The organism is Pseudomonas sp. CP-1 (assembly GCF_021213715.1).
GTDB classification, from domain to species: domain Bacteria; phylum Pseudomonadota; class Gammaproteobacteria; order Pseudomonadales; family Pseudomonadaceae; genus Pseudomonas; species Pseudomonas aeruginosa.
Genome location: NZ_JAJQKY010000008.1, coordinates 80,061 through 101,279 on the forward strand (window position 1 = coordinate 80,061; position 21,219 = coordinate 101,279).

Consider the following 21,219-nt stretch of genomic DNA (forward strand, 5'->3'; position numbering starts at 1 on the left):
TTGCCGGCCTTAGGCCAGCATTGCTGCGAGCCTACTGGATGAAGGATTCGATTTCTAGGCAGTCCAAAACCCCACTTTGAACACTTCACAGTGTGGCGTTAGGTTCTTTTACTTCTGGCCAGCAGTTTTTGCCTGCTGCGACCTGCTGCTTTGGGGCTTAAGCAGCCTGAGACGACCGACTGCTTTTGGCCGCTTGCTGCCAGTCTTCACTGGATCTTCGGGAACCCCAAGCACTCGAAATCACCATGCTGTGTGCTGTTCAATACCGAACCCGGTGGGAAGCACTGCCTGAAGATGGCACATTGCCAAAAAAATACCAATCCCGCTGCCGTTGTTTTATCGTTGTCGCCAGCCCCTGATCTAGCGGAAAAGCCCGCTCCATGAATCGTCATGGAGCCTCCCATGTTTCAACTCCTTTCCTTTTCCTGGATATCTAGGAAGCCGTCCCCCACCCCACAAACCAAAGCTGCCCCAGGGGTATTCCTCCTTCCGCTGAGCAGTACGGAACTGCTCGACACACCTCGCCGCCGCCAGCTACTGGAGAACATCTGGCAGCGTGCCTCGCTATCCAAGCAGCAATTCGAGGAGATCTACCAACGGCCATTGGCCAACTATGCCGAGCTGGTCCAGCAACTCCCTGCTTCGGAAAACCATCACCATGCCCATCCAGGCGGGATGATCGATCACGGCTTGGAGATCGTGGCCTACGCACTGAAGGTGCGGCAGACCTACCTGCTCCCTGTGGGCGCGGCACCAGAGTCACAGTCAGCCCAGGCTGAAGCCTGGTCGGCCGCCGCGGCTTATGGTGCCCTGGCACATGACATAGGCAAGATCGTCGTCGACCTGCAGGTTGAGCTGCAGGACGGCAGCACCTGGCACCCTTGGAACGGACCTATCAACCAGCCCTACCGCTTCAAGTATGTGAAGTCCCGCGAATACCAGCTCCACGCCGCAGCCTCAGCGCTACTCATCCACCAACTGCTACCGCGCACTGCACTCGACTGGCTCAGTCGCTTTCCAGAGCTGTGGGCTCAATTGATTTATCTGTTCGCAGGGCAGTACGAGCACGCCGGGATCCTCGGTGAGATTGTCATGAAGGCAGACCAGGCCTCAGTCGCGCAGGAGCTGGGGGGTAATCCGGATCGAGCGCTGGCTGCACCGAAGCAGTCGCTGCAGCGGCAGTTGGCAGACGGGCTGCGCTTCCTGGTGAAGGACAAATTCAAGCTGAATCAGCCGGGCGGCCCGTCCGACGGGTGGCTGACTCAGGACGCACTCTGGCTGGTGAGCAAGCCCGCGGCCGATCAGTTGAGAGCCTACCTGCTGGCTCAGGGAATCGAAGGGGTCCCCTCCTCCAACAGCACGCTCTTCAACATGCTTCAGGACCAAGCCATCATTCAGACCAACTCCGCGGACAAAGCCATTTGGACGGCCACGATAGACAGTGGCGCCGGGTGGAGAAACAAGCTCACGTTGCTCAAGGTCGCTCCAGCCTTGGTCTGGACAGACCCTGCCGAGCGTCCCACGCCCTACGGCGGATCACTCGTCGTTGAAGATGGAACCACCTCCACGGAAAAGTCGGAAACGACCTGCGAAACCCCCAACGAACCGGTTGAACAGCCAGAGGTACCAGAAGCCAAGATGACGCTCCGCCAACCTGCACCGAGCGTTGCGAAGCCGTCAAACGAGATGCGGGCGATTGCGAAGCCCTCAACTGATGATCAAGAAGAAACAGACGATTTGTACGCACTTCTTGATAATATCAATTCGCCATCAGAAGAGCTAGACACTAGCCACGACTCACCGGCTGCTTCTTCTACGAACACTCGCGGGGAGGAGAACCTACAGCAGCCACTAGGGAACAAGGAGCCAACAGATTGCGCTCCTGAAGCAGTTGAAGATGTATTTATGCCTAGCAGAAGCACTGATCTGGGACAGGGATTCGTTGGCTGGATGAAATCTGGTATCGCGACCCGTCGCCTGTTCATCAACGACACCAAAGCCTTGGTGCATACCGTCGACGGGACCGCCATGCTGGTCACGCCAGGAATCTTCAAGCGTTATGTCCAGGAGCATCCAGAGCTCGAAAAGCTGGCCCAGGCCAAGGATACGACCGGCTGGAAGCTGGTGCAGCGCGCGTTCGAGAAACAGGGTCTACACCGGAAGACCAGTAAAAACCTGAACATCTGGACCATCAAGGTTTCTGGTCCTCGCAAGACGAAAGAGCTCAAGGCTTACCTGCTCCAGGACCCCAAATTGCTGTTCCCTGAGCAGCCTCTGGACAACCCAAGCCTCACGGTCATCACCGATGCCGAAGGAGGTGTGGAATGACGCCGCAGCAGCTCACCGAGGAGTACATCTTCGCGCACGATCTCCGGGAAGCCAGCGCGAAGATCTACCGCGCCGCGACCAAGGCGCTGCTCAAGCACTTCGGTCCTACGGCAACCGTACAGGACGTGGACCACAGGGCTGTCCTGGGATGGCGGCGCAAGGTACTGGAACAAGGCCTGTCCAAGCGGAGCTGGAACACGTATTCGAATCATCTGCGAACGATCTGGGGCTATGCCATCGAGCACGAGCTGGTGACGCACTCCCAAGTCAACCCGTTCAGAAAGACCACCGTCATCCCCCCCAGGCGAGCAAGCAAAACCGTCGCAGCCGAAGCCATCCTGCGCGCCCGCAATTGGCTCAACATGCAGGTCGGCGCAGAGCGCTGCACCGGCGATCGCGCACGCATCACTCCCGCCTGGTTCTGGCTTTGCACGTTTGAGGTCTTCTACTACACCGGCATCCGGTTGAACGCGCTGCTGTGCATCCGCAAGCGCGACATCGACTGGGATAATCAACTGATCCTCATCCGCGGCGAGACAGAGAAAACTCATAAAGAGTTCGTAGTGCCAATAACGGAGGGGCTTGTGCCTCACCTATCGCGGCTCCTGAAGGAGGCCGATAAAGCCGGATTCGCCGATGATGATCAGTTGTTCAACGTCAACCGGTTCTCACCGCACTACAAGAGCAAGGTGATGAACTCCGACCAGGTCGAAGCCATGTACCGGAAGCTGACCGAACAGGTCGGGGTGCGGATGACCCCGCACCGTTTCCGGCACACCCTGGCCACCGACTTGATGAAGGCACCCGAGCGGAACATCCACCTGACGAAGTGCCTACTCAACCACTCGAATATCCAGACCACGATGAGCTACATCGAGGCCGACTACGACCACATGCGTGCCGTGCTGCATGCTAGGAGCCTGGCCCAAGGCGCGCTAGAGAACGTCAGAAAGGTGGATTACAGCGGCTCCCCGCAGGCCTCTGCCAAACCGAAGCCATGCGGGCAACCTCTCGCTCGAATGGGTGAAGTACCGCCGCCGGAGGCCAGGACAGCGCCTGCAGAACCAAGGGAGCACACACCAGGGACAGGCATTCAGGGAGGTCCAACCGTGTGGGAAGAAGCGCTACCACAGCCACCTGACACCTTCGAGCAAAGCGTGCTGTTCACTCTGATGGCTCAACACTTATCGAACCGTGCCGCCTCGGCATCCGCGGCTCCCGCTGCAATAAGCGGATCTGGTGGATGTGGATCTGCCGCCCGATGCAGTCTCGCCTAGCGATACCGGTACTGAGAGGCCGGCTACCGGACGAAAGGTAGCCGCGCCTCCCAGCAGATCGCTAGGCCTGTAGGAAAAATCTGGAATTACCGAGAGCGCCTGGGTTCCAGCGCCGGCGTGCTGGCAGAGCCGCGCAATTTCAAGGCCAACACCGCAGTACCCGCTGTAATCGCTGATTACGTCGAGGGCGCATTGCTACGCCTGCAGAATGGTTTCAGGGCCTTAGAAACAGAAAAGCCCACCTAAATAGGCGGGCTATTCCATATTGACATCACGTCAATGCGGGCCTAATGTTCGGCCCAGACGGCTGCTGGACAAGTAAAAGGTGCAACACCCCTTCCTAGGCCTGTGCAACTCGCCCCTTCGAAAATGGTGGGTCGTGTAGGATTCGAACCTACGACCAATTGGTTAAAAGCCAACTGCTCTACCGACTGAGCTAACGACCCAAGTATGAGGTGGTCGGGGTAGAGAGATTCGAACTCCCGACATCCTGCTCCCAAAGCAGGCGCGCTACCGGACTGCGCTATACCCCGATTGGAAGTTGGCTCCGCGACCTGGACTCGAACCAGGGACCCAATGATTAACAGTCATTTGCTCTACCGACTGAGCTATCGCGGAACGTCTTTCTTCCAACCCTGGACGCTTCCGGTGTTGCTGGATTCGCGTCTCAGAGGCGCGCCATTTTACGGATGCGCGCGGGCATGTCAACCCTCTGATCCAAAAAGTTTTTCTTCTTTTTCCACGAGCGGCAAAACGGCCCTTCCACTGCATGCGGCAGCGCTCTCGCTCCTACCGGACGCCCATGAAAAAGCCCCGCCGAAGCGGGGCTTTCCCTGTCCGTCCACGAAGAGGTCAGGCGAAGACGATCTCGTCGCCTTCCACCTTCGCCGAGATACTGGCACCCGGCGCGAATTTGCCGGCCAGGATCAGTTGCGCCAGCGGGTTCTCGATCCAGCGCTGGATGGCCCGCTTCAGCGGGCGTGCGCCATAGACCGGGTCGAAGCCGACGGCAATCAGCTTGTCCAGCGCCTCCTGGCTCAGTTCCAGGCTCAGCTCGCGCTCGGCCAGGCGCTTGCGCAGGCGACCGAGCTGGATCTCGGCGATGCCGGCGATCTGCTCGCGAGCCAGCGGCTCGAACACCACCACTTCGTCGATCCGGTTGATGAATTCCGGACGGAAGTGCGCATTGACCGCGTCCATCACTGCGGCACGTTGCGCCTCGCGGTCGCCGGCCAGCTCCTGGATCTGCGCCGAACCGAGGTTGGAGGTCATCACCACCACGGTGTTGCGGAAGTCCACCGTACGCCCGTGACTGTCGGTCAGGCGTCCGTCCTCGAGCACCTGGAGGAGAATGTTGAATACATCCGGATGGGCCTTCTCCACCTCGTCCAGCAGCACCACCGAGTAGGGCTTGCGGCGGATCGCCTCGGTCAGGTAGCCGCCTTCCTCGAAGCCGACGTAGCCCGGAGGCGCGCCGATCAGGCGGGCCACCGAGTGTTTCTCCATGAACTCGGACATATCTATCCGCACCAGCGCCTCCTCGGTATCGAAGAGGAACTCGGCCAGCGCCTTGCACAACTCGGTCTTGCCCACCCCGGTCGGGCCGAGGAAGAGGAACGAGCCGCTCGGCCGGTTCGGATCGGCGAGGCCGGCGCGCGAACGGCGCACGGCGTTGGACACGGCGACTACCGCCTCGTCCTGGCCGATCACTCGCCGATGCAGCTCCTGCTCCATGCGCAGCAGCTTCTCGCGCTCGCCCTCGAGCATCTTCGACACCGGGATACCGGTCCACTTGGAAACCACTTCGGCGATTTCCTCGTCGGTCACCTTGTTGCGCAGCAACTGGTTCTCGGTCTTGCCGTGCTGGTCGACCATCTGCAGGCTGCGTTCCAGGTCCGGGATGGTCTGGTACTGGATGCGCGCCATGCTCTCGAGGTCGCCCTTGCGCCGCGCCGCCTCCATCTCCTGCTTGGCCTGCTCGATCTTCTGCTGGATCTGCGCCGAGCCCTGCACCTCGGCCTTCTCGGACTTCCAGATCTCCTCGAGGTCGGCGTATTCGCGCTCGAGCTTGACGATATCCTCCTCCAGCTTGGCCAGGCGCTTCCTGGTGGCTTCGTCGTCTTCCTTCTTCAGCGCCTCGCGCTCGATCTTCAGCTGGATCAGCCGACGGTCGAGACGATCCAGTTCCTCCGGCTTGGAGTCGATCTCCATGCGGATGCGGCTGGCGGCCTCGTCGATCAGGTCGATGGCCTTGTCCGGCAGTTGCCGATCGGTGATGTAGCGGTGCGACAGCTTGGCCGCGGCGATGATCGCGCCGTCGGTGATGCTCACCCCGTGGTGCACTTCATAGCGTTCCTTGAGGCCACGGAGGATGGCGATGGTGTCTTCCTCGCTCGGCTCGTCCACCAGCACCTTCTGGAAGCGGCGCTCCAGCGCAGCATCCTTCTCGATGTACTGGCGATACTCGTCGAGGGTAGTAGCACCGACGCAGTGCAGCTCGCCGCGCGCCAGAGCCGGCTTGAGCATGTTGCCGGCGTCCATGGCGCCTTCCGCCTTGCCGGCGCCGACCATGGTGTGCAGTTCGTCGATGAACAGGATGACCCGGCCTTCCTGCTTGCCCAGTTCGTTCAGGACCGCCTTCAGGCGTTCCTCGAACTCGCCGCGGAACTTGGCACCGGCGATCAGCGCCCCCATGTCCAGGGCCAGCAGGCGCTTGTCCTTGAGGCCGTCCGGCACTTCGCCGTTGATGATGCGCTGGGCCAGGCCCTCGACGATGGCGGTCTTGCCGACGCCGGGTTCGCCGATCAACACCGGGTTGTTCTTGGTCCGCCGCTGCAGGACCTGGATGGTCCGGCGGATCTCGTCGTCGCGACCGATCACCGGGTCGAGCTTGCCTTCCTCGGCGCGCTTGGTCATGTCGACGGTGTACTTGTCCAGCGCCTGGCGCGACTCCTCGACGTTCGGGTCGTTCACCGCTTCGCCGCCGCGCAGGTTGGCCACGGCATTCTCCAGCGCCTTGCGCGACACGCCCTGGCCGAGCAGCAGCTTGCCGAGCCTGGTGTTCTCGTCCATCGCGGCCAGCAATACCAGCTCGCTGGAGATGAACTGGTCGCCCTTCTGCTGGGCCAGGCGGTCAGCCTGGTTGAGCAGGCGTGCGAGATCCTGGGACAGGTTCACGTCGCCGGTCGGGCTCTGGATCTTCGGCAGCGCGTCGAGTTCTTTGTTGAGGCCGCTGCGCAGGGCGGCGATATCGAAGCCGACCTGCATCAGCAGGGGCTTGATCGAGCCGCCTTGCTGCTCGAGCAGGGCGGAAAGCAGGTGCACCGGCTCGATGGCCGGATGGTCATGGCCAACGGCCAGGGACTGGGCGTCGGAGAGCGCCAGTTGCAGCTTGCTGGTCAAACGGTCTATTCGCATGGGTCGTCCTTCCTTCTATAGAGCGGGCCGGAACGATGGGTGTCCCTGATGAAGAAAAGCCCGCCGAGATGACTCAGTAGATAAGGGCGATTTTCCGCGGTTCAAGCGACCGGACCGTGACATCGGTCAGTTGCCGCCGGATAACCTGCGCGGGCCTAGTCCTGGAGCCAGACCAGGCTGGCAAAACGGCCGGTACGCGACGAGCGGCGGTAGGAATAGAAGCGCGCGGTATCGCTGAAGGTGCAGAAGCCGCCGCCATGCACGGCGGTGACGCCATGGGCGCCCAGGCGGATCCGCGCGAGTCGGTAGATGTCGGCCATGAAGCGGCCCGGATTGGCGCTAGGTACGAAAGCCGAGCGCGCCTCGGCGTGCGCAGCGACGAATGCATCGCGGACCTCGCCGCCGACCTCGAAGGCCTGCGGGCCGATCGCCGGCCCCAGCCAGACCAGCAGTTCGTCGCCGGGCACGCCCAGGCTGTCCACCGTCGCCTCCAGCACGCCCGCCGCCAGCCCGCGCCAGCCGGCATGGGCCGCGGCCACGCGGGTGCCCGAGCGGTCGCAGAACAACGCCGGCAGGCAGTCGGCGGTCATGATCGTACAGGCGACGCCCGGCGTCGCGCTCCAGCTGGCGTCGGCCCTGAGCACCCGGTTCGGGTCGGCCTCCACCACCGTCACTCCGTGCACCTGTTCCAACCAGCTCGGCCGGCATTCCAGACGCTCGGTCAGGCGTCGGCGGTTTTCTTCCACGGCGCGCGGATCGTCGTCGACGTGGGCGCCAAGGTTCAGACTGTCGAAGGGTGCCTGGCTGACCCCGCCACTGCGCGTGGTCACGCAGGCCCGCACACGGGCCGGCGCCGGCCAGTCGGGGGTCAGCCAGGCGTTCATCCGACGAACGCCTCGCGATCCTGGCGCAACAGGCTGAGCAGCCAGAGGAAGTCTTCCGGCAGCGGCGACTCCCACTTCATGCGCACGCCGGTGGCCGGGTGATCCAGTTCGAGGAAGCGCGCGTGCAGCGCCTGCCGGGGGAATTCGCGAAGAGTCTGGACCAGGGTCTGGCTGGCCACCGGGGGAATCCTGAAGCGCCCACCGTAGACCGGATCGCCGACCAGGGGATAGCCAATATGGCTCATGTGCACGCGGATCTGGTGGGTACGCCCGGTCTCCAGCTTGACCCGGGTATGGGTGTGCGCACGGAAGCGTTCCAGCACGCGGTAATGGCTGACCGCCACCTTGCCGGCGTCGACCACCGCCATCTTCTGCCGCTGCACGCCATGCCGTCCGATCGGCGCATCGATGGTGCCGCCGGAGGTGATCACGCCGATCACGATCGCCTCGTAGATGCGGCTGACCGACCGTGCCTGCAGTTGCGCCACCAGCTTGGTGTGGGCCTCCAGCGTCTTGGCCACTACCATCAGGCCGGTCGTGTCCTTGTCCAGGCGGTGGACGATCCCGGCGCGCGGCACATTGGCGATGTCCGGGACATGGTAGAGCAAGGCATTCAGCAGGGTGCCGTCCTGATGGCCGGCAGCCGGATGGACCACCAGGCCGGCGGGCTTGTCGATCACCAGGATGTGCTCGTCCTCGTAGACGATTTCCAGCTCGATGTCCTGTGCGAGCCACTCGCCCTGGGCTTCCTGCTCGGCCTCCAGGACCAGTTGCGCGCCGCTGTGGACGATGTCGCGCGGGCGCAGCACGGCGCCGTCGACGGTCAGGCGACCGTCCTTGATCCAGCCGGCCAGACGGGAGCGGGAGTGTTCGGGAAAAAGCTGGGCGGCGATCTGGTCGAGACGCTGGCCACCCAGCTCGAACGGCACCTCGGCCGCGCGTTGAATCATATCGGACATGAGTAGGAGACGATGCTCAGCGCGGCTTTTGGAATCGGCTACGCGCTGTGGTTAAATACGGGGTCTTTGTCCCAGGGGGTGCCTGGGGCGCCAATCATAACAGACGGTTGAGGCCAAGCCGACCGTCCCAGGGACGCAAGCCGCCATGCAAGTGAAACACCTGCTGCTGATCGCCATCCTCGCCCTCACCGCAGCCTGCTCCTCGAACAAGGAGACTGTCGACGAGAACCTGAGCGAGAGCCAGCTGTACCAGCAGGCGCAGGACGACCTCAACAACAAGAGCTACAACAGCGCCGTCACCAAGCTGAAAGCCCTCGAATCGCGCTATCCCTTCGGCCGCTACGCCGAGCAGGCCCAGCTCGAGCTGATCTACGCCAACTACAAGAACATGGAGCCCGAAGCCGCCCGCGCCGCCGCCGAACGCTTCATCCGCCTGCATCCGCAGCACCCCAACGTCGACTACGCCTACTACCTCAAGGGCCTGTCCTCCTTCGACCAGGACCGCGGCCTGCTGGCGCGCTTCCTGCCGCTGGACATGACCAAGCGCGACCCGGGCGCCGCCCGCGACTCCTTCAACGAGTTCGCCCAGCTCACCAGCCGCTTCCCCAACAGCCGCTACGCCCCGGACGCCAAGGCGCGCATGGTGTACCTGCGCAACCTGCTGGCGGCCTACGAAGTGCACGTCGGCCACTACTACCTGAAGCGCCAGGCCTATGTCGCCGCCGCCAACCGCGGTCGCTACGTGGTGGAGAACTTCCAGGAAACCCCGGCCGTCGGCGATGGCCTGGCGATCATGGTCGAAGCCTACCGTCGCCTGGGTCTCGACGACCTGGCCAGCACCAGCCTGGAAACCCTCAAGCTCAACTATCCGGATAACGCCAGCCTCAAGGATGGCGAGTTCGTCGCCCGCGAAAGCGAGGCCGACACCCGCTCCTGGCTGGCCAAGGCCACCCTGGGCCTGATCGAGGGCGGCGAGCCGCCGCCGCACATGGAAACCCAGGCCGCCAAGGACGTGATCAAGCAGTACGAGGATGCCGAGCGGGAGATCCCCGCCGAACTGAAGCCGGAAAACCAGGATCACAGCGCCGACGACGAGAAGCCGGAGAGCGATGACGACGAAGACTCCGGCCGCTCCTGGTGGAGCTACATGACCTTCGGTCTCTTCGACTGATCGCACGAAACACCGAAGGGAGGCGCAGGCCTCCCTTCTTTTTGCCCGCCGCCATGCCTCTCCCAGCGCCAAACGCCGCACAGCCTGGACCTTCCCGGCTGGGATCGAGCCGGCGGCTTGGCTAAACTGCAGCTTTCTCCAGCCTCCGAGATCACCATGGGCCTTTTCCGCCTCCTGTTCTGGATCGCCCTGATCGCCATCGCGTTCTGGCTCTGGCGTCGCTTTACCCGTCCCACTCCGCGCCAGCAGCAACGTCCGCAGGACGAGCCGAGCGCATCGCCGATGGTCCGCTGCGCCCATTGCGGCGTCCACGTGCCGCAGACCAACGCCCTCGCCCACGAACAACGCTGGTATTGCAGCCAGGCGCACCTGCGCCAGGACCAGGGCGACCGTGCGCGCTGAACGGCTACGGCTGAGCGAGGAGCAGGGGCAACGCATCCTCCGTCTGTACCACCTGTACCGCCTGACCATCGGCCTGGTACTGGTCCTGCTGATCTCCAGCGAACTGGAAGATCAGGTCCTCAAGCTCGTCCACCCTGAACTGTTCCATGTCGGCAGTTGGTGCTACCTGGTCTTCAACATCCTGGTCGCGCTGTTCCTGCCACCGTCGCGGCAATTGCTGCCGATCTTCATCCTCGCGCTCACCGACGTGCTGATGCTTTGCGGCCTGTTCTACGCAGGTGGCGGCGTACCCAGCGGCATCGGCAGCCTGCTGGTGGTGGCGGTGGCCATTGCCAACATCCTGCTGCGCGGGCGCATCGGCCTGGTCATCGCGGCGGCGGCCAGCCTCGGCCTGCTCTACCTGACCTTCTTCCTCAGCCTGAGCAGTCCGGACGCCACCAACCACTACGTCCAGGCCGGCGGCCTCGGCACCCTGTGCTTCGCCGCCGCGCTGGTGATCCAGGCTCTGGTGCGGCGCCAGGAGCAGACCGAAACGCTGGCCGAAGAACGCGCCGAGACGGTCGCCAACCTGGAGGAACTCAACGCATTGATCCTGCAGCGCATGCGCACCGGCATCCTCGTGGTCGATAGCCGTCAGGCCATCCTCCTCGCCAACCAGGCCGCCCTCGGCCTGCTCAGGCAGGACGACGTGCAGGGCGCCAGCCTGGGCCGCCACAGCCCGATGCTGATGCACTGCATGAAGCAATGGCGCCTGAATCCCAGCCTCCGTCCGCCGACGCTCAAGGTGGTGCCGGATGGCCCGACGGTGCAACCCAGCTTTATCAGCCTCAACCGCGAAGACGACCAGCACGTGCTGATCTTCCTCGAAGACATTTCGCAGATCGCCCAGCAGGCGCAGCAGATGAAGCTGGCCGGTCTCGGCCGCCTGACCGCCGGCATCGCCCATGAGATCCGCAACCCGCTGGGCGCGATCAGCCACGCCGCCCAACTGCTGCAGGAGTCAGAGGAACTGGATGCCCCGGACCGACGCCTGACGCAGATCATCCAGGACCAGTCGAAGCGGATGAACCTGGTCATCGAGAACGTCCTGCAGCTCTCCCGTCGCCGCCAGGCCGAACCGCAGCAGCTCGACCTGAAGGAGTGGCTTCAGCGGTTCGTCGACGAATATCCCGGCAGGCTGCGCAACGACAGCCAACTGCACCTGCAGCTCGGTGCCGGCGACATCCAGACCCGCATGGACCCACACCAGTTGAACCAGGTGCTGAGCAACCTGGTGCAGAACGGTCTTCGCTACAGCGCCCAGGCGCACGGGCGCGGCCAGGTCTGGCTGAGCCTCGCGCGCGACCCGGAGAGCGACCTGCCGGTGCTGGAAGTCATCGACGACGGTCCCGGCGTACCGGCGGACAAACTGAACAACCTGTTCGAACCCTTCTTTACTACAGAAAGCAAAGGCACCGGCCTGGGCCTCTATCTCTCCCGCGAACTCTGCGAGAGCAACCAGGCACGGATCGACTACCGCAATCGCGAGGAAGGCGGCGGCTGCTTCCGCATCACCTTCGCCCACCCGCGCAAACTCAGCTGACGGAAGCCGCACGCATGAGCCGACAAAAAGCCCTGATCGTCGACGATGAACCGGATATCCGCGAACTGCTGGAAATCACTCTCGGCCGCATGAAGCTGGACACCCGCAGCGCCCGCAACGTCAAGGAAGCCCGCGAGTTGCTGGCCCGCGAGCCGTTCGACCTGTGCCTCACCGACATGCGCCTGCCGGACGGCAGCGGCCTCGATCTGGTCCAGTACATCCAGCAGCGCCATCCACAGACCCCGGTGGCCATGATCACCGCGTACGGCAGCCTGGACACCGCGATCCAGGCGCTCAAGGCCGGTGCCTTCGACTTCCTCACCAAACCGGTCGACCTCGGTCGCTTGCGGGAGCTGGTGGCAACCGCCCTGCGCTTGCGCAACCCGGAAGCCGAGGAAGCGCCGGTGGACAACCGCCTGCTCGGCGAGTCGCCGCCGATGCGCGCCCTGCGCAACCAGATCGGCAAGCTGGCGCGCAGCCAGGCGCCGGTCTACATCAGTGGCGAGTCCGGCAGCGGCAAGGAACTGGTGGCGCGCCTGATCCACGAGCAGGGCCCACGTATCGAGCGGCCGTTCGTGCCGGTGAACTGCGGCGCGATTCCCTCCGAGCTGATGGAAAGCGAGTTCTTCGGCCACAAGAAAGGCAGCTTCACTGGCGCTATCGAAGACAAGCAGGGCCTGTTCCAGGCCGCCAGCGGTGGCACCCTGTTCCTCGACGAAGTCGCCGACCTGCCGATGGCCATGCAGGTCAAACTGCTCCGGGCGATCCAGGAAAAGGCCGTGCGCGCGGTCGGCGGCCAGCAGGAGGTCGCCGTCGACGTGCGCATCCTCTGCGCCACCCACAAGGACCTCGCCGCCGAAGTCGGCGCCGGGCGCTTCCGCCAGGACCTCTACTACCGCCTCAACGTCATCGAGCTGCGCGTACCGCCGCTGCGCGAACGCCGCGAGGACATCCCGCTGCTCGCCGATCGCATCCTCAAGCGCCTGGCCGGCGACACCGGCCTGCCGGCCGCCAGGCTGACCGGCGACGCACAGGAGAAGCTGAAGAACTACCGCTTCCCAGGCAACGTCCGCGAGCTGGAGAATATGCTGGAGCGCGCCTACACCCTGTGCGAAGACGACCAGATCCAGCCTCACGACCTGCGCCTGGCCGATGCGCCGGGTGCCAGCCAGGAAGGCGCGGCGAGCCTGAGCGAAATCGACAACCTCGAGGACTACCTGGAAGACATCGAGCGCAAGCTGATCATGCAGGCGCTCGAGGAGACCCGCTGGAACCGAACCGCCGCGGCCCAGCGCCTGGGCCTGACGTTCCGCTCGATGCGCTACCGCCTGAAAAAGCTGGGCATCGACTGAAAGTGAAAAGGCCTGTCCGAAGACAGGCCTTTTGGTTTTCGCTCCTCAGAGGCGACCAGCCGGGGCGTAGGGGGCCGGGTCGATGATCGCTTCCCGCCCGCTCATGAGATCCGCCAGCAGACGGCACGACGCCGGTGCCAGGACCAGCCCGTTGCGGTAGTGCCCGGTATTCAGCCAGAGCCCGTCGAAGCCAGGCACCGGACCGATATAGGGGATGCCTTCGGGAGAGCCCGGGCGCAACCCTGCCCAGTGGGCCACCGGCTGCATGTCCGCCAGTTCCGGCAACAGTTCTGCCGCAGACGCCCTGAGGCTTTCCAGCGCCTCGTCGGTCGGCGTCTTGTCGAAGCCCGAATGTTCCAAGGTGCTGCCGATCAGGATGTGGCCGTCGCGCCGCGGAATCGCGTAGCGCCCCTTGGCCAGCACCATGCGCGGCAGGAAATCCGCCGCGCACTTGTAGAGGATCATCTGCCCTTTCACCGGTACCACGGGCAGTTCGAGGCCAAGCGGCTTCAACAACTCGCCGCTCCAGGCGCCTGCCGCCAGCAGCACCTTGTCGCCACGGATCTCGCCACGCGAGGTCGCCACGCCGACCACTCGATCGCCGTCGCGCAACCAGCCGCGCACCTCCGTCTGTTCATGCAACTCGAGATTGGCAAATTGTTGCAGGGATGCCCGCAATGAGCGCGCCAGGCGAGGATTGCGCACATTGGCCACGCCCGACATGTAGACCGCCCGCTGGAAGCCTGCGCCCAGCCCGGGCACCGCCGCGCAGGCCTCCTCGATCGGCACTTCCTTCAACGGCCGGGTGTGGTTGCGTGCCCACTGCAGTGCCTCGGTCTGGTCGTCCAGGTCCAGCCAGTACAGGCCAACGGTATGGACCTCGGGATCGAGCCCGGTCTCGTCGAGCAAACGCTGCCCCAGGGCCGGGTAGAAGTCCTGCGACCAGTGCGCCAGGGCGGTCACCGCCGGGCTGTAGCGCCACGGATAGAGCGGCGAGACGATCCCGCCTCCCGCCCAGGATGCCTCACGCCCACTCTCGCCCCGCTCCACCAGGGTCACCCGCAGCCCGGCGAGCGCCAGCTCCCGGGCGGTCAACAGGCCGATGACACCAGCGCCCACTACCACAACTCTTTCCGACACCAGGGCCTCCACGATCACACAGGGGTTGCAGAAAAGTCGGTCATACGCCTCATCCCGCTGCTGATTGAGGCAACGGGGAAAATCCGGCGAGATACGACCGTCGCGGAATGATACGAGCAAAAGGGCCGCCTGCCATGGTCGAAAGGTCGCAGAGAGCGTTGACGCTCACCGAGCTGCTGTTTGCGCTGGTTCTGCTGGGGATACTGGGAAGCCTGGCGCTGCCCGGGATGGCAGCCTGGCTGGACGGCAATCGCCAGCGAAGTGTGTTGCACGAGCTGAGCGCGAGCATCCAGCTGGGTAGAACCCATGCCGTCGCCTACCAGCGCCCGGTGACGCTCTGTCCGTCGACCGATGGCCGTCACTGCGGCAACGACTGGGGAGAGGGCTGGCTGCTTGCGGAAGACGGTGGGGAACGGCTTCTCGTGGGACGCGCGCTTGCAAAGAAGGAAAGGCTCCGCTGGAACCGTTCGAACCGCCTCAGGTTCCTCCCCAGCGGCCAGCTCAACATTCACAACGGGCGGTTTCTGCTCTGCGGAAGGCATACCGTTGCCTGGCAACTGATCCTCAACCGGCAGGGCCGGCTCCGTACCGCGAGCGCCAGGGAGAACCGGGAGAAACGTGAGCTATGCAGCACTTCCGGATGATCATGGACCAGTTGTCCTGCCCCACGGGCCGACCGTCAACGACCGCAAGACGCTCCCAGGCCCGTTTGGCATGCTTTCCAGGCGTAGACCCCCTGGAGCAACCGCATGTCATATCGTTCCAACTCGACCGGCTTCACCCTGATCGAGTTGCTGATCATCGTCGTCCTGCTGGCCATCATGGCGAGCTTCGCCATTCCGAGCTTCAAGCAGCTGACAGAACGCAACGAACTGCAGAGCGCCGCCGAGGAACTCAATGCGATGCTGCAGTACGCTCGCAGCGAAGCCGTGTCCCAGAGGCGCGCGATCAGCATCCAGGCGCTGAAGGACAAGGACTGGGGCAAGGGCCTGAGCATAGGTGTCCTGGCCTCCGGCTCGATCGCCGCGCCCCTGCGCAAACACGACGGCTTCCGTGCCACCACGCTGACAGCGAAGGAAAAGAGCGCCGTGGAACATCTGACCTTCACGGCCAACGGTACCCTCGTACCGCCAACGGAACGAACCTTCGCCATCTGCCAGAACGGCAAGACCGACGGCGGCCGCGTGCTGAGCATCAGCCAGGCCGGCCGGATCCAACTCGAACCTTCCTCCAAGGCGCCCCAGTCATGCTATTGAAATCGCGGCACAAGCCGCTGTACCAATCCGGCTTCAGCATGATCGAAGTGCTGGTCGCCCTGCTGCTGATCAGCATCGGCGTGCTGGGCATGATCGCCATGCAGGGCAAGACCATCCAGTACACCGCCGACTCGGTCGAGCGCAACAAGGCAGCCATGCTCGGCAGCAACCTGCTGGAAAGCATGCGGGCGAGCCCGAAGGCGCTGTACGACGTCAAGGACCAGATGGCCACGCAATCCGACTTCTTCAAGGCCAAGGGGTCGGCGTTCCCCACCGCGCCGTCCTCCTGCACGCCATTGCCCGACGCGATCAAGGACCGCCTGGGATGCTGGGCGGAACAGGTGAAGAACGAACTGCCAGGCGCTGGCGACCTGCTGATGAGCGACTACTACATCTGCCGCAGCTCGAAGCCGGGCGACTGCGACGGCAAGGGCTCCATGCTGGAAATCCGCCTGGCCTGGCGCGGCAAGCAAGGCGCCTGCGTCAACGCCGCCGACAGCAGCGCCGACACCTCCCTCTGCTACTACACCCTCAGGGTTGAGCCATGAGCATGAACAACCGCTCCCGACGGCAATCGGGTCTGTCCATGATCGAACTACTGGTGGCCCTCGCCATCAGCAGCTTCCTGATTCTCGGGATTACCCAGATCTACCTGGACAACAAGCGCAACTACCTGTTCCAGCAAGGCCAGGCAGGCAACCAGGAAAACGGACGCTTCGCCATGATGTTCCTGGACCAGCAACTGGCCAAGGTGGGTTTCCGTCGACGTGCGGACGACCCCAACGAGTTTGCCTTCCCGGCGCAGCAGAAAACCGCCTATTGCGAGGCATTCAAAGCCGGCTCGACCCTGGTGCCCGCCGTGGTCAAGGCCGGCCAGAGCGGATTCTGCTACCGCTATCAACCGGCGCCAGGCGAAGCCTACGACTGCGAAGGCAATTCGATCACCACCCCCAGCGATCCATTCGCTACCGCCCAGGCCATCACCGCACGCGTTCTGTTCGTTCCCGCGACCGCCGATGTCCCCGGCAGCCTCGCCTGCTCCGCGCAGACAATCAAGGAAAAAGGCCAGGAGATCGTCAGCGGCCTGGTCGACTTCAAGCTTGAGTACGGCGTCGGCCCGACCATGGCCGGCAAACGCGAAGTGGAAAGCTTCGTCGAACAGGCCAACATCGCCGACCGTCCGGTGCGTGCCCTGCGCTACTCCGCGCTGATGGCCAGCGACAAGAACCTGCGCCAGGGTGACAGCAAGACCCTGGACGACTGGATCACGCTCTACCCCTCGTCCAAGACCAGCCTGCAAGGCAACGACAAGGACCGCCTCTACCAGATCGCCAAGGGCAGCCAGACACTCAGGAATCTCGTGCCATGAACAACTTCCCTGCACAACAGCGCGGCGCCACGCTGGTCATCGCCCTGGCGATCCTGGTGATCGTCACCCTGCTGGCGGTCTCGAGCATGCGCGAAGTGGTACTGGAAAGCCGCATCACCGGCAACGTCATCGAACAGACTCGCTTGCAGAATGCCGCCGAGTCCGGACTCCGCGAAGGCGAGCGGCGCTTCGTCAACACCCTGCGTCCGCCGGAGCCCGGCACCGGTTGTAGGGCCGACAACGTGGCCCGTCCCTGCCTGCTGGACCTCGCCGCGCTGAACCTGAAGCTGGCGGACACCCACCAGAATCCGGTCGGCGTGCTGAAGGGCATCGCCAATACCTGGATGAGTTACCGCGGCAGCGACATCACCAGCGCGACCACCGCGGGCACGCTCTACAGCGTGCAGTGGAACAACCTGCCCATTCCCTCGGGCGGCCAGGTCAACGAAGCGGAAAGCCCCGAATACGGCAACCTGATGCGCGGCATCGGCACCTTCTACTACGAGACCAATAGCGTCGCGCGCAACCAGACCAACAGCGAAACCGTCCTGCAGACCGTTCTCGCCCGTCTCTATACCAACTGATCGAGCCTCGCATGAAATCGGCACTCCACCAGATCGGCAAGACCTCGCTGGCAGCCGCGCTCAGCGGCGCCGTCCTGCTCTCCGCCCAGACCACCCACGCCGCCGCCCTGTCGGTCAGCCAGCAGCCGCTGATGCTGATTCAGGGCGTCGCCCCGAACATGCTGGTGACTCTCGACGACTCGGGCAGTATGGCGTTCGCCTATGCGCCAGACAGCATTTCCAGATATGGGAACGATACGTTCTTCGCGTCGAACAGCTTCAACCCGATGTACTACGACCCGAATACGCGGTACAAACTGCCGAAGAAAGTAACCCTCTCCAACGGCCAGATTCAGGTCCAAGACTATCCGAAGCCGAGTTTCACCGCAGCGTGGCGCAATGGATTCACCCAACAGGGCCAAGTGGATCTGTCCCGCTACTACCGGCCAACTATTTCCTACAGTGGCGGCTCGAGTGCGGGCAGCGAGTCCAGCATGCACAGCTCTCGACTCGCATTCTACTACCAATACTCGGGCTCCGGTTGCTCCTCGACCAACGAATCCTGTTACAAGCGTGTAGATATTGTCGGAGCAGACCAGCAACAGAACTTTGCCAACTGGTATTCCTTCTACCGTACCCGCGCCCTGGCTACCCAGACCGCCGCCAACCTAGCCTTTTATAGTCTGCCGGAAAATGCGCGGATCAGTTGGCAGTTGCTGAACAACTCCTACTGCCAGATCGGCAGCGGTTCCAGCAACTGCTACAACAACTACCTGAGAGACTTCACTGGTCAACATCGGGTGAACTTCTTCAACTGGCTGGAAAATCTTTCGGTCAATGGTGGTACGCCACTGCGCCAGGCGATGACCCGGGCAGGCGAGTTTCTCAAGAAGACTGGCGTCAACGGTCCCTATGCTTATCGCCCAGGGACTCAGACCGCGCCCGAGTACAGCTGCCGGGGCAGCTATCATATCCTGATGACCGACGGTCTCTGGAACAACGACTCGGCCAGCGTAGGCAATGCCGACAGCACCGCTCGTAACCTCCCCGATGGGAAGAGCTATAGCAGCCAGACACCCTACAGGGACGGTACGTCCAATACCCTGGCCGACCAGGCCTTCCATTACTGGGCCACCGATGCCCGGCCGGATATCGACGACAACATCAAGCCGTACATTCCCTACCCGGACCAGGCCAATCCCTCGGCGGAGTACTGGAATCCGCGCAACGATCCGGCGACCTGGCAACACATGGTGACCTACACCCTGGGCCTGGGCCTGACCACCAGCCTCACCAGTCCGAGATGGGAAGGCTCCACCTTTTCCGGTGGCTACAACGATATCGTGGCTGGCAACCTGAGCTGGCCCCGCGCGTCGAACAACGACCCCAACAACGTCTACGATCTGTGGCACGCCGCAGTGAACTCCCGGGGCGAGTTCTTCAGCGCCGACTCGCCGGACCAACTGGTCGCGGCCTTCCAGGACATCCTCAACCGAATTTCGGGCAAGGACCTGCCGGCATCCCGCCCCGCCATCAGCTCGTCCCTGCAGGAAGACGACACTGGCGACAAGCTGACCCGCTTCGCCTACCAGACCAGCTTCGCCAGCGACAAGAACTGGGCTGGCGACCTGACCCGCTACAGCCTGACCACCCAGGACAAGGCCACCGTGCAGACCAAGCTGTGGAGCGCGCAGAGCATCCTCGACGCGATGCCCAACGGTGGAGCTGGCCGCAAGATCATGATGGCCGGATCCGGTACCTCGGGCCTCAAGGAGTTCACCTGGGGCAGCCTCAGCGCCGACCAGAAGCGGCAGTTGAACCGCGATCCGGACCGCAACGATGTCGCCGACACCAAGGGCCAGGATCGCGTGGCCTTCCTGCGTGGCGATCGCAGCAAGGAGAACAGCGACAACTTCCGCACCCGCAACTCGATCCTCGGCGATATCATCAACTCCTCGCCGGCGACGGTCGGCAAGGCCCAGTACCTGACCTACCTGGCCCAGCCGATCGAGCCCAGCGGCAACTACTCCACGTTCGCAGAAGCACAGAAAACCCGTGCCCCGCGGGTATACGTCGGCGCCAACGACGGCATGCTGCACGGTTTCGATACCGACGGTAACGAGACCTTCGCCTTCATCCCAAGCGCGGTCTTCGAGAAACTCCACAAGTTGACCGCCCGCGGCTACCAGGGCGGCGCCCACCAGTTCTACGTCGACGGCTCGCCGGTGGTCGCCGACGCCTTCTTCGGCGGCGCCTGGCACACCGTGCTGATCGGCAGCCTGCGTGCCGGCGGCAAGGGCCTGTTCGCCCTCGACGTGACCGACCCCGCCAACATCAAGCTGCTCTGGGAAATCGGCGTGGACCAGGAGCCCGACCTGGGCTACAGCTTCCCCAAACCCACGGTCGCCCGGCTGCACAACGGCAAGTGGGCCGTGGTTACCGGAAACGGTTATTCCAGCCTGAACGACAAGGCCGCGCTGCTGATCATCGACCTGGAAACCGGGGCCATCACCCGCAAACTGGAAGTCACCGGCAGGACCGGCGTACCCAACGGTCTATCCAGCCCTCGCCTGGCAGACAACAACAGCGACGGCGTAGCCGACTACGCCTACGCCGGCGACCTGCAAGGCAATCTCTGGCGCTTCGACCTGATCGCCGGCAAGGTCAACCAGGACGATCCGTTCAGCCGAGCCAACGACGGCCCGGCGGTAGCCTCGAGCTTCAGGGTGTCTTTCGGTGGCCAACCGCTCTATTCGGCGGTCGACTCCGCCGGCGCGGCGCAGGCGATCACCGCCGCGCCCTCGCTGGTTCGCCATCCGACACGCAAGGGCTACATCGTGATCTTCGGCACCGGCAAGTATTTCGAGAACGCCGACGCCCGGGCCGATACCAGCCGCGCCCAGACGCTCTACGGCATCTGGGACCAGCAGACCAAGGGCGAAGCCGCGGGCAGCACACCCCGACTGACGCGCGGCAACCTGCAGCAGCAGACCCTGGACCTGCAGGCCGACTCGACCTTCGCCTCGACCGCTCGCACCATTCGCATCGCCAGTCAGAACCCGGTCAACTGGCTGAACAATGACGGCAGCACCAAGCAGTCCGGCTGGTATCTGGACTTCATGGTCAACGGCACCCTGAAGGGCGAGATGCTGATCGAGGACATGATCGCCATCGGCCAGGTGGTGCTGCTGCAAACCATCACCCCGAACGATGACCCCTGTGCCGACGGCGCCAGCAACTGGACCTATGGCCTCGATCCCTATACCGGCGGTCGCACCAGCTTCACCGTGTTCGACCTGGCACGCCAGGGCGTCGTGGACTCGAAATCCGACTACAGCTACAACAAGCAGAACGTCGCGGTATCCGGTACCGAGCAGAAAGGCCTGGGAGGCTTGACGCTGAGCACCAACGAACAGGGCAATCCGGAAGTCTGCTCCTCGGGCGAATGCCTGACCGTGAACCCCGGTCCGAACACCCGTGGCCGCCAGAACTGGCGACCCATCGAAGGAAAGAACTGAT

The 21,219-nt window shown here is 63.6% G+C and carries 16 protein-coding genes and 3 tRNA genes; 12 read left to right on the plus strand and 7 right to left on the minus strand.

The features are described from left to right. Positions 1-402: 402 nt before the first annotated feature. Positions 403-2,328, plus strand: a complete 1,926-nt coding sequence (gene mobH, locus LT948_RS17440) for a MobH family relaxase (RefSeq protein WP_218816342.1) — start codon at positions 403-405, stop codon at positions 2,326-2,328. After that, positions 2,325-3,605 carry a site-specific integrase gene (locus LT948_RS17445; RefSeq protein ID WP_124127867.1) on the plus strand — a complete coding sequence of 427 codons (1,281 nt, stop codon included), beginning with the start codon at positions 2,325-2,327 and terminating at the stop codon, positions 3,603-3,605. The genes mobH and LT948_RS17445 overlap by 4 nt, the downstream gene beginning before the upstream one ends. Positions 3,606-3,975: 370 nt before the next feature. On the opposite strand, the gene LT948_RS17450 is transcribed toward LT948_RS17445, so the two are convergent. From LT948_RS17450 to rluD, 6 genes are all read right to left on the minus strand, one after another. Next, positions 3,976-4,051 (minus strand) — tRNA-Lys (locus LT948_RS17450). Positions 4,052-4,061: 10 nt separating this feature from the next. Continuing rightward, a tRNA-Pro gene (locus LT948_RS17455) sits at positions 4,062-4,138 on the minus strand. Between the two features lie 9 nt (positions 4,139-4,147). After that, positions 4,148-4,223: transfer RNA gene (locus LT948_RS17460), tRNA-Asn, on the minus strand. Between the two features lie 234 nt (positions 4,224-4,457). After that, entirely contained in the window at positions 4,458-7,022 is a 2,565-nt protein-coding gene (gene clpB / locus LT948_RS17465) for an ATP-dependent chaperone ClpB (protein ID WP_003094682.1), read from the minus strand. A 155-nt stretch (positions 7,023-7,177) separates the two neighbouring features. Continuing rightward, entirely contained in the window at positions 7,178-7,906 is a 729-nt protein-coding gene (pgeF, locus tag LT948_RS17470; protein WP_009316270.1) for a peptidoglycan editing factor PgeF, read from the minus strand. Next, entirely contained in the window at positions 7,903-8,865 is a 963-nt protein-coding gene (gene rluD, locus LT948_RS17475; RefSeq protein WP_003094686.1) for a 23S rRNA pseudouridine(1911/1915/1917) synthase RluD, read from the minus strand. Before rluD ends, pgeF begins: the two co-directional genes overlap by 4 nt. Positions 8,866-9,010: 145 nt before the next feature. Here rluD and LT948_RS17480 point away from each other — a divergent pair, with 145 nt between their 5' ends. From LT948_RS17480 to pilR, 4 genes are all read left to right on the plus strand, one after another. Next, positions 9,011-10,036: an outer membrane protein assembly factor BamD gene (locus LT948_RS17480; protein WP_003102590.1), complete on the plus strand. Its 1,026-nt coding sequence runs from the start codon at positions 9,011-9,013 to the stop codon at positions 10,034-10,036. A gap of 156 nt (positions 10,037-10,192) precedes the next feature. After that, positions 10,193-10,438, plus strand: coding sequence for a PP0621 family protein (locus tag LT948_RS17485; protein WP_009316269.1), 246 nt, complete (start codon positions 10,193-10,195; stop codon positions 10,436-10,438). Continuing rightward, positions 10,428-12,020 carry a two-component system sensor histidine kinase PilS gene (gene pilS, locus LT948_RS17490; RefSeq protein ID WP_003094692.1) on the plus strand — a complete coding sequence of 531 codons (1,593 nt, stop codon included), beginning with the start codon at positions 10,428-10,430 and terminating at the stop codon, positions 12,018-12,020. The genes LT948_RS17485 and pilS overlap by 11 nt, the downstream gene beginning before the upstream one ends. Positions 12,021-12,034: 14 nt before the next feature. Then, a complete protein-coding gene (pilR, locus tag LT948_RS17495; RefSeq protein ID WP_003110427.1) occupies positions 12,035-13,372 on the plus strand; it encodes a two-component system response regulator PilR in 1,338 nt (445 codons plus the stop codon). Positions 13,373-13,417: 45 nt separating this feature from the next. Here the strand turns inward: pilR and thiO are convergent, their stop codons facing one another. Next, positions 13,418-14,512 carry a glycine oxidase ThiO gene (gene thiO, locus LT948_RS17500; protein WP_033995405.1) on the minus strand — a complete coding sequence of 365 codons (1,095 nt, stop codon included), beginning with the start codon at positions 14,510-14,512 and terminating at the stop codon, positions 13,418-13,420. 134 nt (positions 14,513-14,646) lie between these two features. Between thiO and LT948_RS17505 the strand changes: the two genes are divergently transcribed. The 6 genes from LT948_RS17505 (at position 14,647) to pilY1 (ending at position 21,218) form a co-directional block, all read left to right on the plus strand. Next, the gene (locus tag LT948_RS17505) at positions 14,647-15,156 is read left to right on the plus strand and encodes a GspH/FimT family pseudopilin (protein ID WP_003134932.1); all 510 of its coding nucleotides are present in this window, start codon (positions 14,647-14,649) and stop codon (positions 15,154-15,156) included. 105 nt (positions 15,157-15,261) lie between these two features. Beyond that, on the plus strand, positions 15,262-15,768 hold the full coding sequence (locus tag LT948_RS17510) for a GspH/FimT family pseudopilin (protein WP_023098086.1): 507 nt from the start codon (positions 15,262-15,264) through the stop codon (positions 15,766-15,768). Continuing rightward, a complete protein-coding gene (gene pilV / locus LT948_RS17515; protein WP_003110422.1) occupies positions 15,759-16,316 on the plus strand; it encodes a type 4a pilus minor pilin PilV in 558 nt (185 codons plus the stop codon). Before LT948_RS17510 ends, pilV begins: the two co-directional genes overlap by 10 nt. After that, entirely contained in the window at positions 16,313-17,137 is an 825-nt protein-coding gene (gene pilW, locus LT948_RS17520; RefSeq protein WP_003119422.1) for a type 4a pilus minor pilin PilW, read from the plus strand. Before pilV ends, pilW begins: the two co-directional genes overlap by 4 nt. Beyond that, a complete protein-coding gene (gene pilX / locus LT948_RS17525) occupies positions 17,134-17,721 on the plus strand; it encodes a type 4a pilus minor pilin PilX (protein WP_003094700.1) in 588 nt (195 codons plus the stop codon). The genes pilW and pilX overlap by 4 nt, the downstream gene beginning before the upstream one ends. Before the next feature lie 11 nt (positions 17,722-17,732). After that, the gene (gene pilY1, locus LT948_RS17530) at positions 17,733-21,218 is read left to right on the plus strand and encodes a type 4a pilus biogenesis protein PilY1 (protein ID WP_003134937.1); all 3,486 of its coding nucleotides are present in this window, start codon (positions 17,733-17,735) and stop codon (positions 21,216-21,218) included. Position 21,219 lies beyond the last annotated feature (1 nt).

Coding starts and splice junctions, on each gene's coding strand:
- LT948_RS17485 (WP_009316269.1), top strand. CDS start 10,193: ATGGGCCTTTTCCGCCTCCTGTTCTGGATCGCCCTGATCGCCATCGCG.
- pilR (WP_003110427.1), top strand. CDS start 12,035: ATGAGCCGACAAAAAGCCCTGATCGTCGACGATGAACCGGATATCCGC.
- LT948_RS17510 (WP_023098086.1), top strand. CDS start 15,262: ATGTCATATCGTTCCAACTCGACCGGCTTCACCCTGATCGAGTTGCTG.
- pilX (WP_003094700.1), top strand. CDS start 17,134: ATGAACAACTTCCCTGCACAACAGCGCGGCGCCACGCTGGTCATCGCC.
- LT948_RS17505 (WP_003134932.1), top strand. CDS start 14,647: ATGGTCGAAAGGTCGCAGAGAGCGTTGACGCTCACCGAGCTGCTGTTT.
- rluD (WP_003094686.1), bottom strand. CDS start 8,865: ATGTCCGATATGATTCAACGCGCGGCCGAGGTGCCGTTCGAGCTGGGT.
- pilV (WP_003110422.1), top strand. CDS start 15,759: ATGCTATTGAAATCGCGGCACAAGCCGCTGTACCAATCCGGCTTCAGC.
- LT948_RS17445 (WP_124127867.1), top strand. CDS start 2,325: ATGACGCCGCAGCAGCTCACCGAGGAGTACATCTTCGCGCACGATCTC.
- pilW (WP_003119422.1), top strand. CDS start 16,313: ATGAGCATGAACAACCGCTCCCGACGGCAATCGGGTCTGTCCATGATC.
- pilY1 (WP_003134937.1), top strand. CDS start 17,733: ATGAAATCGGCACTCCACCAGATCGGCAAGACCTCGCTGGCAGCCGCG.
- LT948_RS17480 (WP_003102590.1), top strand. CDS start 9,011: ATGCAAGTGAAACACCTGCTGCTGATCGCCATCCTCGCCCTCACCGCA.
- mobH (WP_218816342.1), top strand. CDS start 403: ATGTTTCAACTCCTTTCCTTTTCCTGGATATCTAGGAAGCCGTCCCCC.
- pgeF (WP_009316270.1), bottom strand. CDS start 7,906: ATGAACGCCTGGCTGACCCCCGACTGGCCGGCGCCGGCCCGTGTGCGG.
- clpB (WP_003094682.1), bottom strand. CDS start 7,022: ATGCGAATAGACCGTTTGACCAGCAAGCTGCAACTGGCGCTCTCCGAC.